The organism is Acinetobacter sp. ATCC 27244 (assembly GCF_000156555.1).
GTDB classification, from domain to species: Bacteria; Pseudomonadota; Gammaproteobacteria; order Pseudomonadales; family Moraxellaceae; genus Acinetobacter; species Acinetobacter haemolyticus.
Window position 1 is genome coordinate 158,957 of sequence record NZ_GG665953.1, and the last position, 24,559, is coordinate 183,515.

The window sequence follows — 24,559 nt, forward strand, 5'->3', positions numbered from 1 at the left end:
CCTCTTAAAACTAATTTCGATATCTTCATCTTTTAAAAACCTAACAGGATTACTAAAATCCCAAGATTTTAGATAATAATTAAAACAATCTTCCTCATTGTTTTCTAAAATATAAAACGCCTTTTCTAGGTTTCTTAAATTTATTTCAAGTTGTTTCGTAAGGTTTGGCCACTTATCCTCTGTAAGAACCTTTGCTGTAGGCAACCTTTTAATAAAAAGGTCACTAAAATTTAGAGCACTTATATAAGTGGTTTTTTTACCACGACTCTCATAATCTTTCACTCTTTCTAAATAGCGCTCAACGCGTTGAATAATTCTATTTTTAACATAACCAACATACTCTTGACTATTAAAAAAAGAAATTACCATTTCAACACTCATTTTACTAATTTCAATTTTAAAACCATCACCATTTAGAGCATATTTATGTTTTGTAATGAAAGGACTGTCTCTATGTTTAGCTGACTTTAATTTTAAGACTTTAAACTCCATCAACCTATTCTTCTCAGAGGAAAAATAGCCATTATAAATAGCAGTTTTATCCTTTTTTAATTTATTATTTACAGTTAAAAAAACATCATCCTCTTCACTTAAATGAACTGGAATCATTTGACCATTATAGAGTAAATATAGTTTACCATCTTCACTTTCAAAATTTATTCCTTCCTCAACGAGATCAGCCAAGCCAAATCGTTCATTCAAAAAATCTAAAAAATTATCCATACTCCCCTCTAAATTTATAGTTAAAATTAAAAAATAGCATTTTTCACTTAATTTTTACATCTGATCTACTATTAGAATAATATTTAACAATCCATCTTAGAGGAGTTTTCAAAAAAGTTATTTACTGCCCTCTTAACACACCCAACTTATTCCAAATATCTGGTGTCAAAAAAGTCGTAACCAATTTATTTAAATCAATATAACGTAACGTGCCTTGCAACTGCTGTCTAACCGCTGGATCTTTGACAATATCCTCACCCGCACTCTGACCTAACTGCTGAAAAGCCTCTCCAACCGCTTGAATCCCCTCAGCCTGAATAACGGCCTTAGTCTGTGCCGAACATTGCTCCACAATCACACGCTGTAACACCTGTGCCAATTTCTGATCTAACTGATTCTTTTGCTCAAGTGTAACGCTACTAAAACTCTTTAAATCAGGATGTGCCGCTAAAGCCGTAAATGTCCATTGCAATACCGTGGTTTTATCGGCTGCCGTGGTCGCTTTAACTAAACAATCACTCAGTTGATCAACTGTTGGTCCTGCCATTGCCACTTGCGTTATACCAAAAACAGCCACAGCCATCAACACAGAACGACTCAAACGAGAAAATTTACCTAGGGGAGAAATATAAACACGAGACATAAGCACAAGTTCCAAAAAGCAATCAGCTTCTTTGTACCATAGCCATAGTATGCTCATCAGTGTGACTGTGTAACGGTAGGTATCATTTCACAACAGCTTCGATTAAATCTAACTCCCATACCCCACCAGCGGCTAACCCCTTACACATACCTGTCCACATATCTTTGGTTTGGACAAACTTCTGACCATCCCACACCCATTCCGAACTCGACCAGCAATCACCAATTCCTCGACCTTTTTGTGCACTGCTAATTACACCTTCATTAAAATATGATGCAGCTTCAGTCACAAACGTCGCTTTACCCTTTAAGGATTCATCCAATACCCATACACCATAACCCTCATTATAGGCTGCACGCCAACACAGACTCATTGCCAATACTTTTTTATTACTCAATTTATAAAGTGCGATCGGCTGAGGTTTTGCACCACCACTGGTATAGTCATATACACCGTCACAAAAATGCTCATCTCTCGCCGAAAATGATGCCGTCATTAATTGTGAGTAAAGCGACTGAAATTGCTTATTTTTAGGTTGCAGAACTAGGTAAGGCTTTGCAGCGGTTTTAACATGTTTCACTACGATTTTAGGACGAGCTGCCAACACCTTTGACTCATCTGCTTTGCCTTTCTTAACCAGTGCGCCGACCGTGTCAACACGCTTCTGAAAGTCATCCATTTTTAATAATGTAGCCGTCATTCCTGCATCAGAAATTCTCCATTGGAAAGCTGAGTTTTTAAATACAATCTCATTTTTCTGTTTAGACTGTTGTAATAAGGCATTCACTTGTTGGGTAGATAATTTCCCCATCAAAGGTGCTTCCTTCGCATTAACACCGACTGGCCCTAAGTCTTTTCCATTGACATAAAAATGAATATTTCGGAGTCGATTGGCTGGAATAGGACTTTCATCATAAAGCGACAATGCATATTCGGCATTTACAACTTGCTTCGCCCCTGCATGGCGCGTTAATAAAATCGATGCAGGGTTTTCACTTCCATCTAAAGCTTGATAACCTGCAGCACGACATGTCCCAGTATTACTACAATAGATTTCCCAATCTTGATGTGAGAATGAAACCCCTTTCATCTCCTGCGCAACTGCAAAAGAACTGATCGCGAACATACAACATACGGAAAATATATTTTTCATTATGGTATTTCTCTAAGGTGCAAGGTTATTTTTAAAAATTAACTATAGTTTAAATCTCTTGGCATATTGCGTCATATTTTTTCATTAACCAACTACCTTATTTCAAGTAGATCAACAAAATGCTGTATGCGTACACTCTTTTGCTTAGCTCGGTATATCGCATATATGGGGGCAATACTGGGTTGATCCGCAGCAAGCGGACGATACACAATCTGCTTATTCCAAAAACCTTGAATCGATGCTGGAACAATCGAAAGCCCAATCCCTGCTGCAATCAAATTCAGACTTGAGGTTAAACGTGGTGCTTCCTGCACGATATTGGGACTAAAACCAGCTTGATAACAATTTGCTAAAATATTATCAAACAAGTCTTGTCCACCTAAACGGCGATATAACACAAATTCATAAGCCTCTAAATCAGACAACCGAATTGTCCCCTGTTCCTCTGCCAAAGGATGATTACTCGGCAAAGCCACGATGAGTGGTTCATCGAGCACATAAAAACTATGCAAATCAGCATGAATAGGGGCAGGTTTACGTAAAAAGGCGATATCTAATTTTTCGTTGATCACAGCATCTACCAAAGAGCTACTGCTGTCTTCTTCTAAATGAATCGCCACAGCAGAAAAATGCTCTCGATACTGGCGCAATAAAGCAGGCAAAAAAGGATGTAACCCCACAGAGTGAGTAAATCCAATATTGATCTGCCCTTCCTTTCCTTGAGCAATATTACGTACTCTTTGGGGAATGGAATCGGCATGATCCAAAATCGTAATGGCTTCTTGGTATAAGGCTTTACCCGCTTCAGTCACCTCCACACCGCGAGGTAGACGTTTAAGCAATACCGTATCTAAATCTTTCTCTAAGCTTTTGATAAGTCGCGTCAATGGCGGTTGCTGTATATGCAAGCGCACAGCAGCCTTGGAAATATTACTTTCCTCCACCACAGCAATAAATGCCTTGAGTTTATGAATATCAATCATACATACCTTGAGAGTATAGATAAGGAAAAATAAAGCATTTGTAAATATACCACTATTCCACCATCCTATCATGAGTCAGATTGATGAGGATAATCCCCAATGAAAGCTCAAGTCATCTCCGTAGCGGACCTAACACAATCAAGTACCCCAGATTGTAAAGCGCTATTTATGGGATTTATGAGACTGGGCTTAATGGGATTTGGCGGAGTCTTACCACTGGCGCAAAGAGTGATCGTCGAAGAGCAAAAATGGATTGACCTGAACAAATTTACCGACCTACTTGGGATCTGCCAGATCTTACCCGGCGGCAATATCATTAACATGGCCGTTGCGATTGGAATGGAGTTTCAAGGCGTTAAAGGGGCGATCAGTGCATTATTAGGTCTGATTTCTGCTCCAACAGTGATTGTCTTGCTGATTTATCAAACTTACGTGCATTTCCAGCATTTATCGAGCGTCAAGCATTTAATTCAAGGTTTAGCCGCTGCCGCTGCAGGTTTACTTTTTGCAACAGGTTTACGCATGCTGCAGCCTATTTTAAAAAGTTATCTCACCCTGATCACGATTGCGCTGACCGCAGTTTTTATGCTTTGGATCAAACTGCCATTAATCCTCACTCTCATCCTTTTAGTGGCAATGAATATGTTGATCTTAGGAGTGAAAAAATCATGATATTGCTTACGCTTGCAATGGTATTTACTCAGCTTTCTATCGTCGCTTTTGGTGGAGGAAATGCGATCTTGCCAGAAATGCAACATCAAGTTGTCACTGTACATCAATGGATGACAGCCGAACAATTTAGCTCCTTATTTGCTATGGCTCAGGCTGCCCCTGGTCCCAATATGATGATTGTACCTTTGGTGGGTTGGCATGTTGCAGGACCAGCAGGACTACTTGCGACCTCGATTGCCAAGTTTGGTCCATCTTCAGTCTTAACCATTTATGTACTGAAATTCTGGCAACGTTTTAAAGGTCATCCTCTAAGAGCACGTTTTGAACAGGCACTTAGACCGATTACAGTCGGTTTGGTGTTGGTCAGTGCATGGCTGATTGCTGATGCATCTGTACAAAATATCTTGCTCGTTTTGATTGTTATTTTGACCGCAGCTTTAGGGCTATTTAAGAAGATACATCCTTTATGGGTCATGATATTGGGTGCAGGATTAGGTGTTTGCTTCCTATAAATTCTCATAAAAAAACCTGTATTTCATCAATACAGGTCTTTTTTAACTGAAATAGTTTACTTATCCAAAATTGACTCAAATGCTTTAAGACGTTTATGAATCGATAACAGTTCGATGATCGTTTTCCATGAAGTTATTAAATACTGGAATGAATCACGCACACGATTAAACACACCTAAAATTTGTTGTAATAACCCTAAAGTTAATTTACCAGCTGCAATTGCAGGAAATAACACCACAAAATTATACAAAATATCAAGCTGACCATACCAAGTCGCAGTCATATTAAAATAAGCATAATGGAAATAAAGTCGGAAGTAGTTTTTGCGAACCTGACCAAACAACTCTTTTAAGGTTAAAGGTTCAGCACGATCAGCATGGTCTTCGCCATACACCAACTCTTTACGATAAGCAGCTTCAACTTTTTGATTATTAAATTGTAGACCGGGTAATTTAACCCCAACAACAACCAATAACACTGTTCCAAATATAGACCAAGTGACCGCAGCCCAAACTAAAGAGTGTTCAATCTCACCAACAATAGGAATGACTGGTACATGCTTAGACAATTGAAATAGCAGTGGTAAAAATGCGATCAGTGTCATCACAGCCTTAACCAACTCTACACCTAAATCCTCAACAATCGAAGCAAAACGCATCGTATCCTCTTGAACACGTTGTGAAGCCCCTTCAACATGCCGTAACTTATCCCAATGCTCTACATAGTATTCATTCATTGCAGTACGCCAACGGAACACATAATGGCTAGTGAAGAAAATATTTAAGATTGCTAACGTCACATAAACCATTGCAATATATAAGAAAACAAGTGTTTCATGATATAGGTCAGCTACATCACCGCCACCATTAGTCAACATTTTTTGGATAAGATCCCAAAAAGGAACATACCAAGCATTTATAGCAACACTTACTTGTACGCCAAACCAAATATTAAAGAGAATAAATGCTGAACCCCAAATGGACCAACGCTGCCATTTATTGTCGGAGAAAAATCTCCAAAAACCTGCAAATAAAGCTGTAGCAACAAAAAACCAGATATAAAACCAAAGTGATGAAGGTTCCCAAAAACGACTCACGCCAACGGGTAAAGGTGTCTCAGCATATCCTTTGGGAAAACCTAGATATTCACCCCAAGTATTTCCTCCTAAAAACCAAAGCGATGTATTGATGGAAATCCAAACAAGTACAGAAATAAAAAAATAACGCGGGTTAGGAAAAAATGATTTAAACATCGTACTAAACTATCCTTGTTGTGCTGCAATGGACGGATGGTTATATGCTATAACGTCAAACTTAAATCAGCCTGATAAAAAGCTTATTGTAGTTATTTACCTGTTTTTTCGTTATTTTCATAGCGTTTTATTAAGCATTTTTTCGCAGTTTTGCTCAAAAATAATTATTGCAAATAAAACAATTCCCACTGTATTGCTCAATCATCCATGATTAAGGCAAAAGTGGATTGGTTCGTTCTTTTGAATAACGTTTGGTTTGTATAGCCAATTGAATATCAGAAAGCTTGTTTTGTGCTGCCTCAACCCCTGCTTGCATGGTCATTTCACGCCCTTTAACATCAAAAATATGAACTTTCTCACGTAGGTCTGGTTGAATCACAATATCCGCGTATTTAAGTTCTTCTTCTGCTAATCGCCCCTGCATGATATTGATATTTTGGTTAAACAGCCCCCAAACATTGGTCGTTTCTGTATGGACGGGTTGCGCCAGAATATCCACCGCAATGACAATATCTGCCCCCAAATCTCGTGCAACTTGAACCGGTACAGGACTTACCAAACCGCCATCAACATATTCGTTGTGACCAATTTTGATCGGAACAAACATACTTGGAATCGAAGCTGAAGCACGTACTGCCTGCCCAGTATTGCCATAATTAAAGACAGTTTTAGTTCCTTCTTTCAGTTCAGTTGCGACCACATACATCGGGATCTTAAGGCGCTGTAATGGTGTATTTTGGACTTGCTCATTGACATAATCCTCAACCTTTTTCCCATCGAAGAAACCTTTTAAACTAACACTCACATCACGTACATCATTGGCTTTTAATTTGAGTGCAATCTCACGTAACTCAGCTGCACTTTTTCCACTGGCATAGATTGAACCCACAATACTTCCAGCACTGGTTCCAACAATCAAATCAGGACGAATTCCATGTTGTTCCAAAACTTCGATCACACCGATATGGGCATAACCGCGTGCGCCACCACTGCCTAATACCAAAGCAACAACAGGACGCTTTTGTTGTTTAATTTGGGCAAAAGGCTGATTTACAGCACGTGTTTGCGCATCTTCTGCAACTGGAGATAAATGTGCAGTCGTTTGACAACCGGCTAAAGTCATCGCGGATAGAACAAACATCCATAATCCAAGCTGTTTCATATGCTATATTCGCCATTTCTACTCAATTTCCGAGCAGATTTTAGCGACTATATCTCTCAAACACTGTAATAATTTTTTGTATTTTTTAGCCAAACTACATAAAAAAAGCTCCTCGAAAGGAGCTATTTTGGTTAAGCAACTACCAAATATCTGAATCCACTTTTTTCTTTAACTCAGGATATTGGTCAATCTTAAACTCAGGCTCTTTCACCCCATTTTTAAGTTGTGATGTGTAATCTTTCAGTAAAACCAACAGGATAGGGGTTAACAATAAAATCGCGATTAAGTTAATGGTTGCCATCAATCCCATCGATAAATCAGCCATTGACCACACTAAAGGTACACTCATGATCGCACCGAGATAAACCATGACCAATACCAAGATACGGAACACAAATAAGATTTTAGGATGATTATTGATGAACTGGACATTACTTTCCGCATAAGCATAATTACCAATAATCGATGAAAATGCGAATAGGAATAAAATCAACGCAAGGAAACTAGATCCCCAACTACCAATCTGGCTTTCTAATGCACGTTGCGTAAGTGCCACACCTTCAAACCCTGCATCATGATATAAACCAGAAGCTAGAATAATAATCGCGGTACATGAACAAACAATAAAGGTATCCACAAACACACCTAACATCTGTACCAAGCCCTGATTTACAGGGTGTTTGACATCAGATGCAGCAGCAGCATTCGGTGCTGAACCCATCCCTGCTTCATTAGAGAATAAGCCACGTTTGATTCCTTGCATCATTGCCATCGAAATCATTGAACCGAAAAAACCACCTGCGGCAGCATCAAAAGCAAAAGCTTTCGTAAAAATCAGGGCAAAAATATCAGGGATAATGGTGTAGTTAATTGCAGCGATGTATAAGGCAACAATTAAATATAAGATTGCCATGAAAGGAACAAAACTTTCTGCCACTTTAGCAATACGCTTAATCCCACCAAAAATAATCAAGGCAGTGAGAATAACCAGTACTAAACCAACCCATGAAACCTCTAAGTTAAAGCCTCCTAAAGCCAATACAAAGTTGGCTTTATCCCATCCCCAAGCCTGAGAAGTTGCACTAATAATAGAGTTCGACTGAACTGCATTGAAAACAAAACCGTAGGCCAAAATCAATGTTAATGCGAACACCACTCCCAGCCATTTTTGTTTTAATCCTTGCGTGATGTAATAAGCAGGCCCGCCACGAAACTGCTTATTTTGATTATCACGGATCTTAAACAATTGCGCCAAAGATGATTCAACAAATGCTGAGCTCATCCCCAAGAAAGCAACAAACCACATCCAAAACACTGCACCAGGCCCACCAATCGCAATTGCAATCGCAACACCAGCAACGTTTCCAACACCAACACGGCTTGCAAGCCCCGTTACGAAGGCCTGAAATGGGGTAATACCATGATCATCTTTAGACTCCTTACGACTACTTTTCATGACCCAAAGGCTATGACAGAGTAAACGCAGTTGTACAAAACCAGTAATCAGCGTAAAAAACACCCCAACCAGAATTAACAGTACAATCAGGAAACTCCAGAGTGGATCATTTAGGAATTGTACCCACGACATCAGTGTAGTATTTAATTGCTCATTCATCACTTATTCGCTTTTATATATGCCATGTAGTAATAGTACATAGACGATTAACAATAGATAAATCAAAAAAGCCCCTTTGGGGGCTTTTGATCCGACTTAGGCAAAGAATTTCAAGATAATTTGAATCACAGTTGCATTGATTAAATCGACAAAGAATGCACCGCATAATGGAACAATCAAAAATGCTTTATGTGATGGTCCATACATATTGGTAATCGCCTGCATGTTGGCAACAGCTGTTGGTGTTGCCCCCATCCCAAAACCACAGTGACCTGCAGCCAACACCGCTGCATCGTAATTTTTCCCCATCACACGGAACGTGATAAAGGCAGCATATAACGCCATAGTCAATGTTTGTGCACCGAGAATGACGACCAGTGGCCCTGCCAAATCGGCCAATTGCCATAACTTTAATGAAAGTAATGCCATCGCAAGATACAGTGATAAGGATGCATTACCAAAAACATCGATTGCACGATCGAAAATATCAACCTTCAATACACTTTCTAGAATGTTTCGGAGGATAACACCACCGCCTAAAGCCCAAACGAACGTTGGTAACTCAAACCAAGTCCCTTTACTATATCCTGTCATAAACTCTGCAAATGCAAGACAAGCAGCAAACATACCTAACGTGGTAATCGCATTGTCAGCAGTAATCAAACGGACTTGATGTGGATTTTCAAAAGGTGCTAAATCTTCTGGATGTGGATCTGGATGAGTATCACGATCTTCGATCTGTGCAGGCGTTTTTGCGCGCGCTAAACCATGACGATTGATCAACAACTTTGCTAATGGACCACCAATAATTCCACCAATGATTAGACCAAAAGTCGCACTTGCCATACCCAGAGCCAAGGCACCTTGGATACCATGTTGTGACTCAAGAATTTCACCCCATGCACCTGCTGTACCATGACCACCGGTCAAGGTAATCGAACCAGCAATCAAGCCAATGAGTGGATCTATGCCTAATAAAGTTGCCAAGCTCATCCCGACAGCATTTTGCACCACAATAAATGAAGCAACACAGACCAAGAAAATCACCAGACCAATGCCCCCTTCTTTCAACTTCATGAAATTGGCACTCAAACCAATCGAAGCAAAGAAAATCAGCATAAAACTGGTCTGTAATTCGCTGCTAAAGACAACGCTATATCCAAAGAACGAATGAATCAGCAATGACAATACAGCCGCAACTAAACCACCTGCTACAGGTTCAGGAATGTTATAACGTCTTAAAAAGTCAATTTTGTTAACGAGAAAACGTCCCAATAACAAAACAATAACTGCCGAAATTAAGGTATAAAAACCATTAAATGTAAATTCCATATCTTCTTCCGTTTATTTCATTTGTTCTTAGACGTTTTTTCCATCTTATAAACAATGAAATAGTAACTCTCAAAATGAGTGAAAACTCAATCCACTTAATAAAACAATACAGTTCTTTGTAAGAATGTAGCTTCGATCAAGTTGATTCATTTTCACGGATGATTACACCTACAGGATAGGCTAGAAGTTATAGCGTGCCATTGCTCCTACACGACTATCCTTACCTTTTTGTCCATCAAAGGTTTTACGTTCACCATAGATATACTCCAGACCAAACGTAATAGGTGTGACAGGTGAATACATGACGTTCCACCAGCCTTGTTGCAAAGTCTTATTTTGGGTTTCATCTGTTACAGCCTGTTTAGCAAAGTCATTGCTATCATCTGCAAACATTGCGCCATAAGCTAAGGTACTACGCAATTTAGGCGTAATTTGATAGCTTGTACCGACAGTCAATGCATCAAACTCATTCAGATTTAAACCCATATTATTTGGATTCACATTAAAAGCATTGTTGGTATAGAGTAAAAATTTACTGTCGCCTTTGACATGCGAATAGTCAACCATCGCTTGCAATGCATCTGTGAGTTTATATTTTGCACCGACTGCAACACCCCAACCTAAATCTGAATCATTGCGACTGATTTGCATGTTGTCTTTGTTAAAAGCAACTTTACTACGTGCTTCTGTCAATAAAGCACGTACAGACGTCGTGCCTTTCCCTTCTGCAAAATCATATTTCAGTTTAGAGCTTAGGGCTGGTAGTCGATTATCATCATTGCCTTTTTCCAAAGCAATGGCATAACTTATATCTGGATTTAATTTATTACTGTAACGCACCATTGGCGTACGATAAGTACCAATTCCTAATGGCGAGTTAAAATCAAGCATTTCTGGCTGTAAATCAGTTGCCAAAAATGTCGATGTGGTTTGACCAAACAACCAATCATTCATGGTTAAGTAAGCATGACGAATACGGATCGTGTCATTATTGCTACCGCCACGGAAATCAACTTCTAACTTTCCACCCACTTCTGTGCCTTCAACTGGCGATTTAAAATCGAGGCCAAGTCGCGTTACAGTCGCTGTGCTATAGAAACGATCACTATTTTTTTCAGCGCCTTCCAAATCTACTTTATTGATGCGGTTAAAAATCCCATCACCACCCTTTGCTTGATAAGATGCGTCACCACGCAAAAAACCATAGAGTTTAACTTGCGCACCGGAAGCAGTTTGTATCGCGAGTGGAGATTTTTTTGCAGGCTCTGTATTTACAACTTTAATATTTTGATTATGTGTTGTAACAGATGCAGGTTGTGCAACAACTTGAGAGTCAACATTTTCTTGTTTTGGTTGTGAAACATATTGTTCTAGTAAAGCCCTTAATTCACTCACTTCTGCACGAAGTTGTTGAATTTGCTCTTGCTCACTCGTCGCGTGAGCAGTGTTCATCATAAGAGTAGCAACAATAATTGCTAAACTTTGCATTACGAACGGCTTGCGGATGAGAGTTAAACTCATAAGAAGCTCCTTTATCCAGTGTATATTTCCACGTTTTCCCAAAGCATAAAACTCGAAAATTAAAATGCTTTGTACAGAAAATCTCCCCCACCCTAATCAGTAAGGAAAGTCTAATCGGTTTTTTAAAAAGGGCGTATTATGCATAAATTTAGGATATTGTGTGTACTTTTTTATTCGAAGAGCCACGGCACTTTTTAGAACACTTATAAAATATTTTATTTTTTTCATCGTGTTATAAATAAAATTCTTTTTCATGCAAATATAACATAGTTCAAAAAACGCACTAGAATAATCAAGTCTTTTGCAGTAATGACTATTTTTCACTCAACATATAAACCATGTTCAAAAAATCATCCGCAAATCTCATGTATTGCTTTATAGTCACCTCACATGAGAAAGATTTGAAAATAAAGAGGCATTTTTTATGAACATGGAACAAGTCCGTTACGTGGATGAGGCAATCCGATCTCGTCATTCTGTACGTGCATTTTTAGACCGCCCTGTTGAGCAACAAATCATCAAAGATATTCTAGATGTTGCCTGTCGTGCCCCTTCAGGTACAAATACTCAACCTTGGAAGGTTTATGTCATCACAGGAAAAAAACGTACGGAAATGATTGACCGTGTTTGTACCGCCCAAGTTGAATCATTCCAAAATCCTGCGCTTGCATCACAATATAAAGAAACCTTCGCTTATTATCCTGAAACATGGATTTCACCTTTTATTGATCGCCGCCGAGAAAATGGTTGGGGACTCTATGGTTTATTAGGTATCCAAAAAGGTGAGAAAGAAAAGATGGCGGCACAGCAGTTGCGTAACTTTCAATTGTTCGATGCGCCTGTTGGTCTTTATTTTACTGTGAATAAAATAATGGGCATTGGTGCCAAAATGGATATCTCCATGATGATTCAAAATGTCATGGTCGCAGCTAAAGCTCGTGGCTTGGATACTTGCCCACAAGCCGCATGGAACCATTTTCATCCAATCGTTTTAGATGTTTTGGGTGCCCCAAACGATGAGGAACTGGTTTGTGCTATCGCACTCGGTTATGCCGACCCTGAACATATTGTGAATACCTTCATTACGCCTCGTGAGCCAGTTGAAAATTTCACTGTGTTTCTTGATGAATGATTAAAGTCTAGGACAATCCCAGTTAGAGGCTATAGAAATCTATAGCCTTCTAAACTGAAGCTCGCTGTTGTCGCCCAACTTTAAAGATCATCAATAATCCAAGACTGGTAAACATCAGCATCATCAGCCCCATATTGAGTGATGCCTTCCAAACTAAAAAGTTCAGTATCACCCCACCCAACAATCCACATGCAAACTGCATGCTCCCCATGATCGCACTTGCCGTACCTGCACGAGCACCTTGTTCAGACATTGCCAATGCCATTGCATTTGGACCAGTCAAACCTATACCAGAAACAACCAAAAATAAGCCTGACATTAAAAACCACAATGGCGCATTGACCATCAATCCAGCACTCACCACGCAAACTGCTCCAAAGCACTGGATTGAACCGCCAAAGACTAAACGAGGAAATACCCCCATTCGCGTATTCAAATGCTTATTTAATGAAGACATCAACATAATACCCGCAGCATTAAAGGCAAAAGCATAAGAAAAATGTTGCTGTGACAAACCATACTGCCCCATGAAAACTGCGGAAGCAGAACTGATATAACAAAATAGTGCTGCGCCAGTCAGACACCCAGCCAGCATCGGAAGTCTAAAGCTTTGATCCTTAAAAATGGCAGCGTATAGAGTGGTTACTTGATAAGTCGATAATTTTAAACGGCGTTCTACAGGCAGTGATTCTTTAAAGAAAAAGTGTACACATAAGCCACAAATCACCCCAATCATTGCTAAACAAACAAAAATAGACTGCCAAGGAAAGAAAATTAAAATCCATGCCCCAAAAATCGGTGCCAAAATCGGTGCCAATCCCATCACAATCATCATGCTCGAAAAAGCTTGTGCTGAACCTTGTACATCTAATCGATCGCGAATTGCAGCCCTAGCAATCACGACGCCAACACATCCCCCCAACGCCTGAAAGATACGAGCAATGATCAGCGCCCATTCATTCGTAACTAAAACACAGGCTAAACTGGCAATCACGTAGAGCGTCAACCCAAAATATAAAGGTGTTTTTCGACCTATCCGATCACTGACCGGTCCATAAAAAAGCTGCCCGATGGCAAGCCCTAAAAAGTAAGCTGGTAGAGTATTGGCCACCATTTGGGTACTTACCCCAAATTCATCTGCCATCTGGGGTAAGGCAGGCAGATACATATCAATAGATAAAGGTCCCAAGGCCGTTAACAAAGCAAGCAACATAATCCATGTTGTTGAATATTGACGTTGATTGGTTTGCTCTACCTGCATAATGCTCTACTATTCAAGTTTATTCATGTGCAAGCTTAACACTCTCACGTGAATTTGTGCATAATAATACTGTCTGTTAATCATTGATAAACATTCAGCGCACGCAGAATAATTTGATTGCAAAATACAAGAAGGATAAACCTTGAATTCTGGGTTAAAACGCTTAAAACAAGCGACCTATAACACCACGTTTATGTATAACGTACGGATGTTAATTGCTTTTACAGGAACGGCTTTCGTTCCTTATTTGCTCGACCACCAACTTGCAACCATTCCACTTACGCTGGGTGTCGTAGCAGCAGCAATCAGTGACATTGACGATCGCTTTTCAGTTCGTCTAATGAACCTGATTTATACATATATTGGCTTCTTTATTACCGCAGCTTCAGTTCAGCTACTCTTTCCTTATCCAATTGCTTTTGCAGTTGGCTTAATTGCTTCGTGCATCGGATGGATTCTATTAGGTTCACTTGGGCGTCGCTATGCAACGATTGCCTATGGCTGTCTGGTGATCTCTGTCTATACCATGTTGGGTGTACATCTATTTGAAGAATGGTATCAGCAACCTGCACTTTTAGTCGTTGGTGCTGCCTGGTATGGTTTGCTCTCCACCATTAGCTTTTTATTGTTCCCTGTTCGCCAACTACAAGATCAACTTGCTGCGTCCTATAATGCTTTAGGCGGTTTCCTTTATGCTAAGTCAAACTTATTTGATGTAGATATGACGCCACCCAGTTATCAACAAAGTATGATTGATTTGTCCATGGAGAACAGCAAACTCATTGGACTTTTCAACAACTTACGCGTTGCGTTATTAACCCGACTCAAAGGTGATAGAGGACAAAAAGATACACGTAGAAGTCTCCAATACTATTTTGTTGCACAAGACATTCATGAGCGTGCAGATTCAGCACATATTGACTATCAAAAACTGACCAAAGTCTTCCAACACAGTGATATTTTATTCCGCTTTCAACGAATTCTATCTATTCAAGGAAAGGCTTGTCAGGATTTAGCTCAATCCATCTTAAGTCGTACTCGCTACACGCATAACAAACGCTTTAAACATAGCTTTGAAAATTTAAGATTGTCCTTGGAAAAGCTTCGTAAAGATGGATTATATGATCAAGTTCGGATCAATGCCTTGTTTGCACTGTATCAAAACCTTAAATCGATCGATGCACAATTACAAAACCTAGAAACCGAACGAAATCTCGTTTTAGATAATGCACAACAGCCTGAGCATCAACTCAAAGATGATGATCTTAAAGGCATGAAAGATATCGTTGTTCGTATTAAACAAAACCTTACCCCTGAATCTGTTTTATTCCGACATGCCATTCGATTATCGATTGTACTTTTTATAGGTTATGTCTTTATCCAAATGACCAATATTGCTTATGGCTATTGGATTTTATTGACAGCACTGTTTGTTTGCCAACCCAACTTTAACGCGACTAAACGTCGGTTATATTTACGGATTATTGGTACTTTGGTTGGGATCATCGTCGGTCTTGCCATTATCTATTTTATTCCTTCACTCGAAGGTCAACTGGTGATGCTAGTGTTAAGCGGCATTTTGTTCTTTGAATTACGAAGTAAACAATATGCTCAAGCCACTGCATTTATTACCATCCTTGCTTTAATTAATTTCAATTTGGATGGTTCCGCGTTTGCCGCAGGATTTCCTCGTTTTATTGACACAATTATCGGTTGTGCATTGGCATGGTTTGGTGTCAGCTTTATCTGGCCAGATTGGAAATTCCGTAGACTTCCACGTTCAATTCAACGTGCTCTACAAGCCCAATGCCAATACTTAGCTGAAGTCGTCACTCAATATCATCAAGGGCGCAACAATGCCCTCAATTATCGTGTAGTTCGACGCGCAGCACATAATACCGATGCTGAGGTTGCTTCTTTAATTTCTACGTTGGCTACGGAGCCTAATATTGACAGCACTCAAAAAGCCCAAGCTTTTGAATTCTTATGTCTAAGCCATACTTTTTTAAGTTATATCGCAGCACTCGGTGCACATCGTGAACAAATACAGGACCAAGAAGTTCTTGACCTACTAGATCAAGCTTTGGATGACATTCAAGGCGCATTACTTAGAGATGAAGTCCCGGACCTTTCCGCACAAAATATGCTACAAACCATCAGGCAGCGCTTAACCCAAAAAGAAAGTAATGAAAACGACCAAAAGTCATTGATTATTTTACAGCAGCTGTCACTTATGCTCAGTATTTTGACTCGTTTGAGTATGCTCAAACAAAGCTTAGGACATGAACCAAGTGAGGATGGCACTGAGTTTGCGTCACTTTAACCTTGAACTATTCTTTGGATTTCATAGTACTTGATACATTGGTAGAATATCTTTGATTATGAGGGTTTATAACGTGTCAACACCCTCTATTAATGCTAAACTTAACTCAGTTCTAAACTCATTTTTTAAACTATGACCGCCAAAACCCCTTACGCTTATACGCTACAACCTGTTCCTTATGAAGTTTCTGAAGTTGAACAACGTCAAGCTCAACTGATGATTTGGCGCAGCAGCAACAAATTTAGCCGCAAAGCTTGGATCATTATGATCTCTCTTGTTGTGCTTTCTTTAGTCGCAGCAGGACTTATCAAATATTACTCGACTTACTCGACTGTGATTTGCTGGGTAGTCATCATTGGGGTTGCTTTTTACTACCTCACCAAAAAGTTTGGTCTTGAATGGTATGTAAAACGTAAAATGAAAGAATTCCCAGTACAAGAAATTAAAGGGATTCGCTTAGGCGTACAACCGCATGGTCTTGTAATGCGTCAAAAAGTAGGTTTACAAGATGGTACAGCAACCATTAGCTGGAAAGATATCTATGAGTGGTATGCTTCACCTGACTTTATTTTGGTTAACTTCAAAGTAAAAACACCAAAAGGTGATGAGCAACAAGGTGCTTATATTTTACCTAAACGAATGGATTCAAAGAACTTCTCTTTCAAAACCATTCGCAGACATTTAACTGAAACTGTGGGTGCGCCAAAGTCTATCTAAATCCCCCTCTTATTTAAAAGCCTCTCATCATTAATAGATTGAGAGGCTTTTTTATAGCCACAAAAAACAAATGATAATCAAAATCAATATTACCTACAAAATCCACATTATGTACGTATTCTTGCGTTATAATTTTTTACATGAATTCCATTATCTTTTCATTTTTCAACCATGTTTAAAAAAGTTTTCTTCCAAATCCATTGGTTTTTAGGCATTACTGCGGGCTTAATTCTTTCGTTAATGGGAATCACAGGTGCAATTTACTCCTACGATCAACAAATCCTGAAGTGGATCAACCAAGAAAGCTATGTCGTTGAAGTCGTCAATACACCTAAGCTTACCCCAGCCCAACTTTATCAGCACTTTAACCAGCAACAACCTGAAATCGAAATCAATAGTATTACCATCGCTGCCAACCCTGCTGCATCCTCTACTGTTAATATCAAAAAAGAAGGTGCACGTCGCGGCTATAACATGATGGTCAATCCATATACCGCAGAAATATTACCCGAAGTAAAAGGGCGAGAATTTTTCCAATTCATTCAACGCTTGCATCGAAATCTCACTGCGGGTGAATATGGAGCTCAGATCACTGGTGCATCAACATTGATGCTTATTTTCTTTGTACTCAGTGGACTTTACTTACGCTTTCCCAAAAAACATAGCTTGAAACAATGGCTTTTCATTAAACCCAAATTAAAAGGTCGTAACTTTATTTGGGACTTGCATGCAGTCGTTGGTACGTGGGTAGTCGCTTTCTATCTTCTATTTGCCTGTACAGGTCTATATTGGTCATATGACTGGTGGCGTGCAGGTATGTTCAAAGTCATGGGAGTAGAACAACCCCAACGTCATCAACAAAATCATGACCAAAACAAAAAAGAACAACCCGACTTATCAAATCAACAAGTGAATACAATTTTGACCCAAGCTTGGACTGGAGTGAATGCCAATATTGGTCGTGAATATTCGAGTTTGACCCTCAATATTCCTAAGCTCGCTGATCAAAAAATTGAAGTAACCTTTATTGATCCAACTCCACAGCACGAACGTGCACGCAATCAAGCAATCTATAATTATCAAAGTCATCAATTTGAAAAACTAGATCTTTATGAAGATAAAAAGCTTAATGAAAAAATCATGAGCAGTATGCTTCCTGTCCACCGAGGAAGCTTCTTTGGATCAACCTATCAATTTATTGCGATGCTTGCCTCACTGACAATGCCGTTATTTTTTGTGACAGGTTGGATGCTTTATCTTAAGAGACGAAAGCAGAAAAAACTCACTCAATCAGCACGCCAAACGTTAATCAACCAACAAATAGACCCAAATGCAACCCCATGGTTAATTAGCTATGCATCGCAAACTGGCGTGGCAGAACAACTGGCTTGGCGTACTGCTACCAGTTTACAAGAGGCACAACAACCAACAACGGTTAAACCAATCCAACAACTCACTGAACAGGATCTGCAACAGGCACAGCAGGTTTTATTCGTTGTGAGCACATACGGCACAGGTGAAGCCCCTGATCTTGCTACCAGTTTTAGTAAAAAACTCATGCAGCAATCGCTTGATCTTGCTCATCTAAAATATGCTGTATTAGCGCTTGGTTCAAAAGAATACCCTGACAGTTACTGTCGTTTTGGTTATGTTGTTGATGCATGGTTAAAACAGTGCAAAGCCCAAGCTTTGTTTGATCTTGTCGAAGTTGATAATGCCAATAACGAGGATATTCAACGGTGGAATCAGGCTTTGTCGGTTGTGACTCAGCATGAATTACATGCAATGAATATTGAAAAAGTTTTTGATCAATGGACTTTAACTGAACGTAAATTATTAAACCCGAACAGTTTGGGAAATGCAGCTTACAATATTGAGCTCAGAGCTCCATATGACATAACATGGCATGCAGGTGATATCGCAGAAATCCAACCTGCAAATAGTTTGATTGAGATTCAAAACTTCTTGATTAAATATCAAATTCCAGCGCAGGCAGAGATTAAATCACTCAATCTTACGATTGAACAAGCACTATGGAATAAGAATTTACGTATTGAGATTGATCAAATCGACGATCTCGAAACTTTAGTTGCACAGTTACCGACTTTACCGACCCGTGAATATTCAATCGCCAGTATTCCTTCACAGCAATTACTACGACTTGTGGTACGTCAAAAGTACGATGCAAATGGCGAACTCGGATTAGGTTCGGGCTGGCTTACAGAGTTTGCTCAACTAAAACAAACCATTGCATTGCGTATTCGCACTAATGAATCATTTCATTTGATTGATGATAACCGCCCAATTATTTGTATTGGCAACGGTACAGGCATTGCAGGTTTGATGAGTCTATTACAGCAACGCAATCGACAAAACTATACCGCCAACTGGTTGATTTTTGGAGAGCGTCAGCATCAATGTGATTTCTTCTATGAAGAAACCATTCAAGCATGGCTAAACATGGGAAGTTTACAGCGTCTCGATCTGGCTTTTTCTAGAGATCAGGAGCAACGTCGATATGTTCAAGACGTATTACGCGAACATGCAGATGAGTTGAAAAACTGGATTGAGCAAGGGGCTGTCATTTATGTCTGTGGTAGCATTGAAGGCATGGCCACTGGTGTAGATCAGGCCCTAAACGATATTTTAGGTGAAGAAGCTGTTGATGAATTAAGACAAACCCAACGTTATCGACGGGATGTATATTAGTCCTATTTAAAAAGTAAAAAACGAGTGGTTCACCACTCGTTTTTTATTTGATGAATGAAAAGATTTGCCTTTCGACTTTTTTTCCATACACTTAGCAAGTTTAAATCGACATCGATTCAGAGTATGCAAATAAGTTCTTGGCTTCGTATTTTTTTTGCGGTTATCGGTTTTATATTATTAATCGATGGCGCAGTGCTCATTACGCTTAAGAAAATTCATATCGGAACCGTATTACCTTTATTACTTGGGCTTTTTTTCTGTCTCTATTCATTTTTTTACTATCACCTAGAACGCTTTTTCTTCTACCATTTTCGTCTGCATTCAATTTGGAGGTTTGGCTGGCTGTGCTTTTGGGTATGGTTGATTAGCTTAGGCTATTTCTTTAACTATTTAAATAAGAATAATAGCCAAGTAGAAGTACCGACTTCAGTCGCTGCCATCATTGTACTAGGCAGTGGTATCGAAAATGGTCAACCATCTGCTACGCTTGCAAAACGCTTAGATCGTGCCGCCCCAATTGCCCTCACCCAACCAAATGCTAAACTATTGCTCACAGGTGGTGTTGATTTTGGTGAAACAGAAAGTGAAGCCATTGTGATGTCACGCTATTTACAGCAACAACATCATATTCCAGCAACACAAATAATATTGGAAGATAAAAGTACCAGTACTGAATTAAATCTCAAAAATAGCCACCCCCTATTACAAGCTCACAAGATTTCACTTCAACAACCCATCGCGATTGTCACTAGTGATTTTCATACACTACGAGCTGCTGCAATTGCGAAAAAACAAGGTTATAGCAACATCACAACGATTGGTTCAACAACACCGCTACAAACACGATATAACGCATGGTTAAGGGAATATTTTGCCTACGTAAGTGGTTGGTTACTTAATGAATATTGATTGGGAAAGACCCAATCAATATTTCTAGCTGCGATCGCTAAGTCTAAAAAAAACTATTGATGTATACGAATATCACGAGGTAATGGTAACTTTAATTCAGCAAAAATATCAGGACGCTGTAAATAGATTTGATACAAGAAATTTTTAATATCTAATAACAAGGTGTCAGGTGTTACCAGTAAATTATTTCCTTCAGGGGTTAAATCTAAAGAAAGAATTGTATTATTTTCTCTTAGAAAAGGGATCATTTTTCCAACAAAGGAACTTCTTGCAAATCGTATTTCACCCAATTGTCTTTGATGAGTAATTTAGCCAAACTTTTATTTTGCCAAACAGCTAAGGCATGTTGTCCAGAAGGCGTTGAGCATAATGCCCAACCATCGTGGTATAAGGCAATCACTTGACGTTGTAAAATAATATTTTCAATAAACTGGCGATAAGCGTCTTTAGAAGATGTGTTTGATGTCGTTGTTTGAGATTTCGACGCAGCCTTACGTTGATAAGGGTTTCTCATATATTACTTCAATATTAGAATCATTATTGAGGCTAATAATAAAAGAATTTAGTATTGATTACAACGATCTGAGGAGGAGTATCTAAGGAGATATGGTGGGCGCTGACGGGATCGAACCGCCGACATTCTGCTTGTAAGGCAGACGCTCTACCAACTGAGCTAAGCGCCCTGAGCGAGGATAAACAAAGCGAAGCTTTGTCTGAGCACAAGAGAAAAATCTTTGATTTTTCTAATGGCATCTCGAATCAGAGATCAAGTATAAAGATACTTGTTAAAACCAACACCCTCTTGAACAGAGAATCAAGAGAATGGCGCAGCGGACGGGGCTCGAACCCGCGACCCTCGGCGTGACAGGCCGATATTCTAACCAACTGAACTACCGCTGCACTACGATACTTCTATCAAGAAGTAAATGTCACAAATTATGGTGGGCGCTGACGGGATCGAACCGCCGACATTCTGCTTGTAAGGCAGACGCTCTACCAACTGAGCTAAGCGCCCTGAGGAATAAAAATTGATTGACTATCAATTTTTATGACGCAAGACAAACAAAGTGCGTAGTCTTGTATCCTAAGGTATATCCATTCTTGCAATCTTAAAGTGGCGCAGCGGACGGGGCTCGAACCCGCGACCCTCGGCGTGACAGGCCGATATTCTAACCAACTGAACTACCGCTGCACTTGAGTTTTAACGTAAAGGCTTGGTGGGCGCTGACGGGATCGAACCGCCGACATTCTGCTTGTAAGGCAGACGCTCTACCAACTGAGCTAAGCGCCCTTAACGTCTTCATCGTTTGTGAGGTGCATTATAGAGAATCTTTACAGACTGTCAAACGCTTTTCATATACTTTTCCGAAAAAACCACCTGAGTGATTAAAAAATAAGTAATTCTTTGATAATTCCAATGTTTTCGTATTTTATTTAAACACTTCTTTCTGATTTTATCATCGACTCATCCAGCGCATGTTCCGAAATATAAACCAATGCCTGCTCTGAAATCAGCTCAAAAAGCTCAATGACCTCATCATTCTTCATTCGAATACAGCCATGCGACATTGGGATGCCCATAGGTTCTGTCTCTGGTGTTCCATGAATATAGATATATCGCTTGAATGTATCACATCCATCACCTTGATTGAATCCAGCTTGTAACCCATCCAACCACAAAATCCGAGAAAGAATCCAGTCTCGTTCAGGAAATTGTTGCGCAAGATCTTGATCGTATATTTCACCAGTCGCTTGTCGGGCAATAAAAACCGAATTTTTAGGCGCGTCATCACCAATTTTCTGAGCAATACGATGCCACCCTCTTGGTGTCTTCCCTGTATTTTCTTGCTCACCAATACCATTTTTTCCTGAGGAAATAACATAAAATTTATTATGTTTTGGCAAGTACAAAGTTTGTTGTGCTAAGTCAATTAAGATATCGGCCTGTTCGAGCGCATAGGGCATGTTCAGTCTCTATATTTTTAATCAGATGGTGTTATTTCAACATAAATAGAACTGCTTTTCTGTAGTTTTGATATAAGACAGGATGATTATTGATTTTCAGATGCTCGTCTTATTACAAAGCTTTAATTCCATCTCAGGACAAAGCGTTGCTTTTCTTAACTCGCCACTCACAGCATAGCTGCTCGTCTTGCGCATGAGGAATATATTCCGCAAGAGCGTTGCTTTTCTTAACTCGCCACTTGCGGCATAGCCGCTCGTCTTGCACTCGGACAAAGCGTTGCTTTGTTTATCCTCGCTCAGGCTCTGGGCGGAACCACAGCCAAATTGCAACAATCAACATGGTTGTGTTGGTAAACACTTTTACCCCAAAAGGTGCAGTGGTAAATAACATAATAATGCCACTAATTAGCATCATAATGCTGGCAAACCACTTGGCTCTGCGTGGCACGGTTCCATTCTCTCGCCAGTTACGTAAAGTGGTTCCATATTTAGGATGATTGAGTAACCACGCATCCATTTGTGGCCAACCTTTGGATGCCGCCCAAGCAGCAATAATGAGAAAAACAGTAGTTGGCATGCCTGGTAAAATTGCCCCTATAATTCCCAATGTCACAAAAAGGATAACTAAACTACGCCAGAATAGTATCTTCATTTAGCAATTCACCAACATGTCAAAACAACCGTGCTAGTATAAGGTGTTTTTGTTGTGGTTTCTTAAACTTAGCCTATTATTTCCATGATCGAGTTACTTCATGTCTAGCGTTGTTGACAGTCCTTGCTTTTTTGAACCATGGTTAAAATTCAAGAATCCAATTGTACGGCAACTGGCATTTGCGATCGCAAGTCCCAACATCTTGTCAGAAGTTCCTAGCGAATTAATCATAAAAAATAAATTTTGCTTACACGATAACGCGACTTGGCAAGTGTTGTATCAAAACTACGAAAAACGTTTATACCAACTCGATCAACAGCCTCAACCCTTACACGACTTTGTAGCCCGACTTAAAAGTACTCGTCTAGGTTTACGCTTTGAGAACTTACTCTGGTTTTGGTTATTAGATGATGCCTATCACCCTTACCAATTGCTAGGACATAGTATCCAAAAAATTGCAGGTGCAATCACCTTAGGCGAAATTGATTTTCTTGTGCTTAATCAGCAGACGCAGGAAATTGAACATTGGGAAGTCGCTTTAAAATATTATTTAGGTGAAGGCCATTTAAACTTAGCCCGCTGGTTTGGACTCAATCGAGAAGATACGCTATATCGAAAGCTAAAGCATTTTACTGATCGCCAATTTCAATTCTCAGAAGCAAATGGCTATAACATCCAACGTAAATTTGCAGTCATGAAAGGACAGCTTTATCTCCCTGCTCAACAGCTACAGACCCTGCCACTACCAGTATGGATCAATACATCTCGTCAATTAGGAAATTGGGGTACGCGTATTCCTCAACAACCGTATTATCGTCTGCAACGTCATGAATGGCTTTGTCCAAATCAACTAGCCTCCTCATCAAATGCAATATGGTGGACAGACGGCTTATACCATACAACTGAAGGTGAACCATCTTTTTATATGTTCCGCCAACCCGCTCTATTATTTAATCGAACTTAACTTACCTAAGTAACATTTCATAACACATCTATAATCAAACCATTATATTCATTTTCTTCTAATTTTCTTAGCCTCTTAAATACATCAAAATTAAATTGAAACGGAGAATATGATGAAAAAAGTTTTAGTTGCATCAATCATGACTGCTTTTGTTTTAACAGGCTGTAATACATTTAAAGGTTTTGGCCAAGATGTGTCAAAAGCTGGTGATAAGGTTACTCAAACGGCTGAAAAGACACAAAATAAAATGTAATTTTACCGAACAATCCCCCACAAGACCTTATCTACACGTAGATAAGGTTTATTTTGACATACCTTTCTTGGCAATATTCCCCTATTATATCGGTTCAGATTTCAC

At 39.4% G+C, this 24,559-nt stretch carries 20 protein-coding genes, 5 tRNA genes and 2 pseudogenes; 9 read left to right on the plus strand and 18 right to left on the minus strand.

What is annotated here, in order from left to right; translation table 11 throughout:
- From HMPREF0023_RS07275 to HMPREF0023_RS07290, 4 genes and pseudogenes are all read right to left on the minus strand, one after another.
- Positions 1–723, minus strand: a pseudogene (locus tag HMPREF0023_RS07275) (hypothetical protein); the annotation flags it as partial.
- Between the two features lie 121 nt (positions 724–844).
- Entirely contained in the window at positions 845–1,366 is a 522-nt protein-coding gene (locus tag HMPREF0023_RS07280) for a hypothetical protein (protein WP_017396362.1), read from the minus strand.
- Between the two features lie 82 nt (positions 1,367–1,448).
- Positions 1,449–2,519 (minus strand): DUF1176 domain-containing protein, encoded by a 1,071-nt coding sequence (locus tag HMPREF0023_RS07285; protein ID WP_026056281.1) that lies wholly within the window; start codon positions 2,517–2,519, stop codon positions 1,449–1,451.
- A 92-nt stretch (positions 2,520–2,611) separates the two neighbouring features.
- Positions 2,612–3,502, minus strand: a complete 891-nt coding sequence (locus HMPREF0023_RS07290; RefSeq protein ID WP_017396361.1) for a LysR family transcriptional regulator — start codon at positions 3,500–3,502, stop codon at positions 2,612–2,614.
- Positions 3,503–3,601: 99 nt separating this feature from the next.
- Between HMPREF0023_RS07290 and HMPREF0023_RS07295 the strand changes: the two genes are divergently transcribed.
- A complete protein-coding gene (locus HMPREF0023_RS07295; protein WP_008941648.1) occupies positions 3,602–4,174 on the plus strand; it encodes a chromate transporter in 573 nt (190 codons plus the stop codon).
- Positions 4,171–4,686, plus strand: a complete 516-nt coding sequence (locus HMPREF0023_RS07300; RefSeq protein WP_008941649.1) for a chromate transporter — start codon at positions 4,171–4,173, stop codon at positions 4,684–4,686. The genes HMPREF0023_RS07295 and HMPREF0023_RS07300 overlap by 4 nt, the downstream gene beginning before the upstream one ends.
- A 56-nt stretch (positions 4,687–4,742) precedes the next feature.
- Here HMPREF0023_RS07300 and sbmA read toward each other — a convergent pair whose 3' ends face one another.
- The 5 genes from sbmA to HMPREF0023_RS07325 all read right to left on the minus strand — a co-directional run bounded on the left by sbmA (position 4,743) and on the right by HMPREF0023_RS07325 (position 11,569).
- Positions 4,743–5,939, minus strand: coding sequence for a peptide antibiotic transporter SbmA (gene sbmA, locus HMPREF0023_RS07305; protein WP_008941650.1), 1,197 nt, complete (start codon positions 5,937–5,939; stop codon positions 4,743–4,745).
- Between the two features lie 211 nt (positions 5,940–6,150).
- Positions 6,151–7,101 (minus strand): patatin-like phospholipase family protein, encoded by a 951-nt coding sequence (locus tag HMPREF0023_RS07310; RefSeq protein WP_008941651.1) that lies wholly within the window; start codon positions 7,099–7,101, stop codon positions 6,151–6,153.
- A 139-nt stretch (positions 7,102–7,240) separates the two neighbouring features.
- The gene (locus tag HMPREF0023_RS07315) at positions 7,241–8,716 is read right to left on the minus strand and encodes an alanine/glycine:cation symporter family protein (RefSeq protein WP_008941652.1); all 1,476 of its coding nucleotides are present in this window, start codon (positions 8,714–8,716) and stop codon (positions 7,241–7,243) included.
- A 96-nt stretch (positions 8,717–8,812) separates the two neighbouring features.
- Positions 8,813–10,048, minus strand: coding sequence for a sodium/glutamate symporter (gene gltS / locus HMPREF0023_RS07320; RefSeq protein WP_008941653.1), 1,236 nt, complete (start codon positions 10,046–10,048; stop codon positions 8,813–8,815).
- Positions 10,049–10,228: 180 nt separating this feature from the next.
- Positions 10,229–11,569, minus strand: a complete 1,341-nt coding sequence (locus HMPREF0023_RS07325; protein ID WP_017396360.1) for a DcaP family trimeric outer membrane transporter — start codon at positions 11,567–11,569, stop codon at positions 10,229–10,231.
- Positions 11,570–11,993: 424 nt separating this feature from the next.
- On the opposite strand from HMPREF0023_RS07325, the gene HMPREF0023_RS07330 reads away from it, so the two are divergent.
- Positions 11,994–12,701, plus strand: coding sequence for a nitroreductase (locus tag HMPREF0023_RS07330; RefSeq protein WP_008941656.1), 708 nt, complete (start codon positions 11,994–11,996; stop codon positions 12,699–12,701).
- A 49-nt stretch (positions 12,702–12,750) separates the two neighbouring features.
- On the opposite strand, the gene HMPREF0023_RS07335 is transcribed toward HMPREF0023_RS07330, so the two are convergent.
- Positions 12,751–13,962, minus strand: a complete 1,212-nt coding sequence (locus tag HMPREF0023_RS07335) for a multidrug effflux MFS transporter (protein WP_008941657.1) — start codon at positions 13,960–13,962, stop codon at positions 12,751–12,753.
- 142 nt (positions 13,963–14,104) lie between these two features.
- On the opposite strand from HMPREF0023_RS07335, the gene yccS reads away from it, so the two are divergent.
- The 4 genes from yccS to HMPREF0023_RS07355 all read left to right on the plus strand — a co-directional run bounded on the left by yccS (position 14,105) and on the right by HMPREF0023_RS07355 (position 20,620).
- Positions 14,105–16,285: a YccS family putative transporter gene (yccS, locus tag HMPREF0023_RS07340; protein ID WP_017396358.1), complete on the plus strand. Its 2,181-nt coding sequence runs from the start codon at positions 14,105–14,107 to the stop codon at positions 16,283–16,285.
- 132 nt (positions 16,286–16,417) lie between these two features.
- Complete coding sequence (locus tag HMPREF0023_RS07345) at positions 16,418–17,002, plus strand: YcxB family protein (protein WP_008941659.1); 585 nt, start codon at positions 16,418–16,420, stop codon at positions 17,000–17,002.
- A gap of 171 nt (positions 17,003–17,173) precedes the next feature.
- Positions 17,174–19,711 carry a PepSY domain-containing protein gene (locus HMPREF0023_RS07350; RefSeq protein ID WP_008941660.1) on the plus strand — a complete coding sequence of 846 codons (2,538 nt, stop codon included), beginning with the start codon at positions 17,174–17,176 and terminating at the stop codon, positions 19,709–19,711.
- Between the two features lie 123 nt (positions 19,712–19,834).
- A complete protein-coding gene (locus HMPREF0023_RS07355; RefSeq protein WP_017396357.1) occupies positions 19,835–20,620 on the plus strand; it encodes a YdcF family protein in 786 nt (261 codons plus the stop codon).
- A 53-nt stretch (positions 20,621–20,673) separates the two neighbouring features.
- On the opposite strand, the pseudogene HMPREF0023_RS07360 reads toward HMPREF0023_RS07355, so the two are convergent.
- The 8 genes and pseudogenes from HMPREF0023_RS07360 to HMPREF0023_RS07395 form a co-directional block, all read right to left on the minus strand.
- A pseudogene (locus HMPREF0023_RS07360) lies at positions 20,674–21,134 on the minus strand (DUF2750 domain-containing protein).
- Positions 21,135–21,227: 93 nt separating this feature from the next.
- Positions 21,228–21,303, minus strand: a tRNA-Val gene (locus tag HMPREF0023_RS07365).
- A gap of 140 nt (positions 21,304–21,443) precedes the next feature.
- Positions 21,444–21,520: transfer RNA gene (locus tag HMPREF0023_RS07370), tRNA-Asp, on the minus strand.
- A gap of 39 nt (positions 21,521–21,559) precedes the next feature.
- Positions 21,560–21,635 (minus strand) — tRNA-Val (locus HMPREF0023_RS07375).
- A gap of 100 nt (positions 21,636–21,735) precedes the next feature.
- Positions 21,736–21,812, minus strand: a tRNA-Asp gene (locus tag HMPREF0023_RS07380).
- Positions 21,813–21,835: 23 nt separating this feature from the next.
- Positions 21,836–21,911, minus strand: a tRNA-Val gene (locus tag HMPREF0023_RS07385).
- Positions 21,912–22,054: 143 nt separating this feature from the next.
- Positions 22,055–22,585 (minus strand): cell wall-recycling L,D-carboxypeptidase ElsL, encoded by a 531-nt coding sequence (elsL, locus tag HMPREF0023_RS07390; protein WP_004640609.1) that lies wholly within the window; start codon positions 22,583–22,585, stop codon positions 22,055–22,057.
- A gap of 286 nt (positions 22,586–22,871) precedes the next feature.
- On the minus strand, positions 22,872–23,237 hold the full coding sequence (locus tag HMPREF0023_RS07395) for a YbaN family protein (protein WP_008941664.1): 366 nt from the start codon (positions 23,235–23,237) through the stop codon (positions 22,872–22,874).
- Between the two features lie 100 nt (positions 23,238–23,337).
- Between HMPREF0023_RS07395 and HMPREF0023_RS07400 the strand changes: the two genes are divergently transcribed.
- Entirely contained in the window at positions 23,338–24,201 is an 864-nt protein-coding gene (locus HMPREF0023_RS07400; protein ID WP_008941665.1) for a DUF1853 family protein, read from the plus strand.
- A 109-nt stretch (positions 24,202–24,310) separates the two neighbouring features.
- Positions 24,311–24,454 carry an entericidin A/B family lipoprotein gene (locus HMPREF0023_RS07405; protein WP_004640614.1) on the plus strand — a complete coding sequence of 48 codons (144 nt, stop codon included), beginning with the start codon at positions 24,311–24,313 and terminating at the stop codon, positions 24,452–24,454.
- The last annotated feature ends 105 nt before the right edge of the window (positions 24,455–24,559 follow it).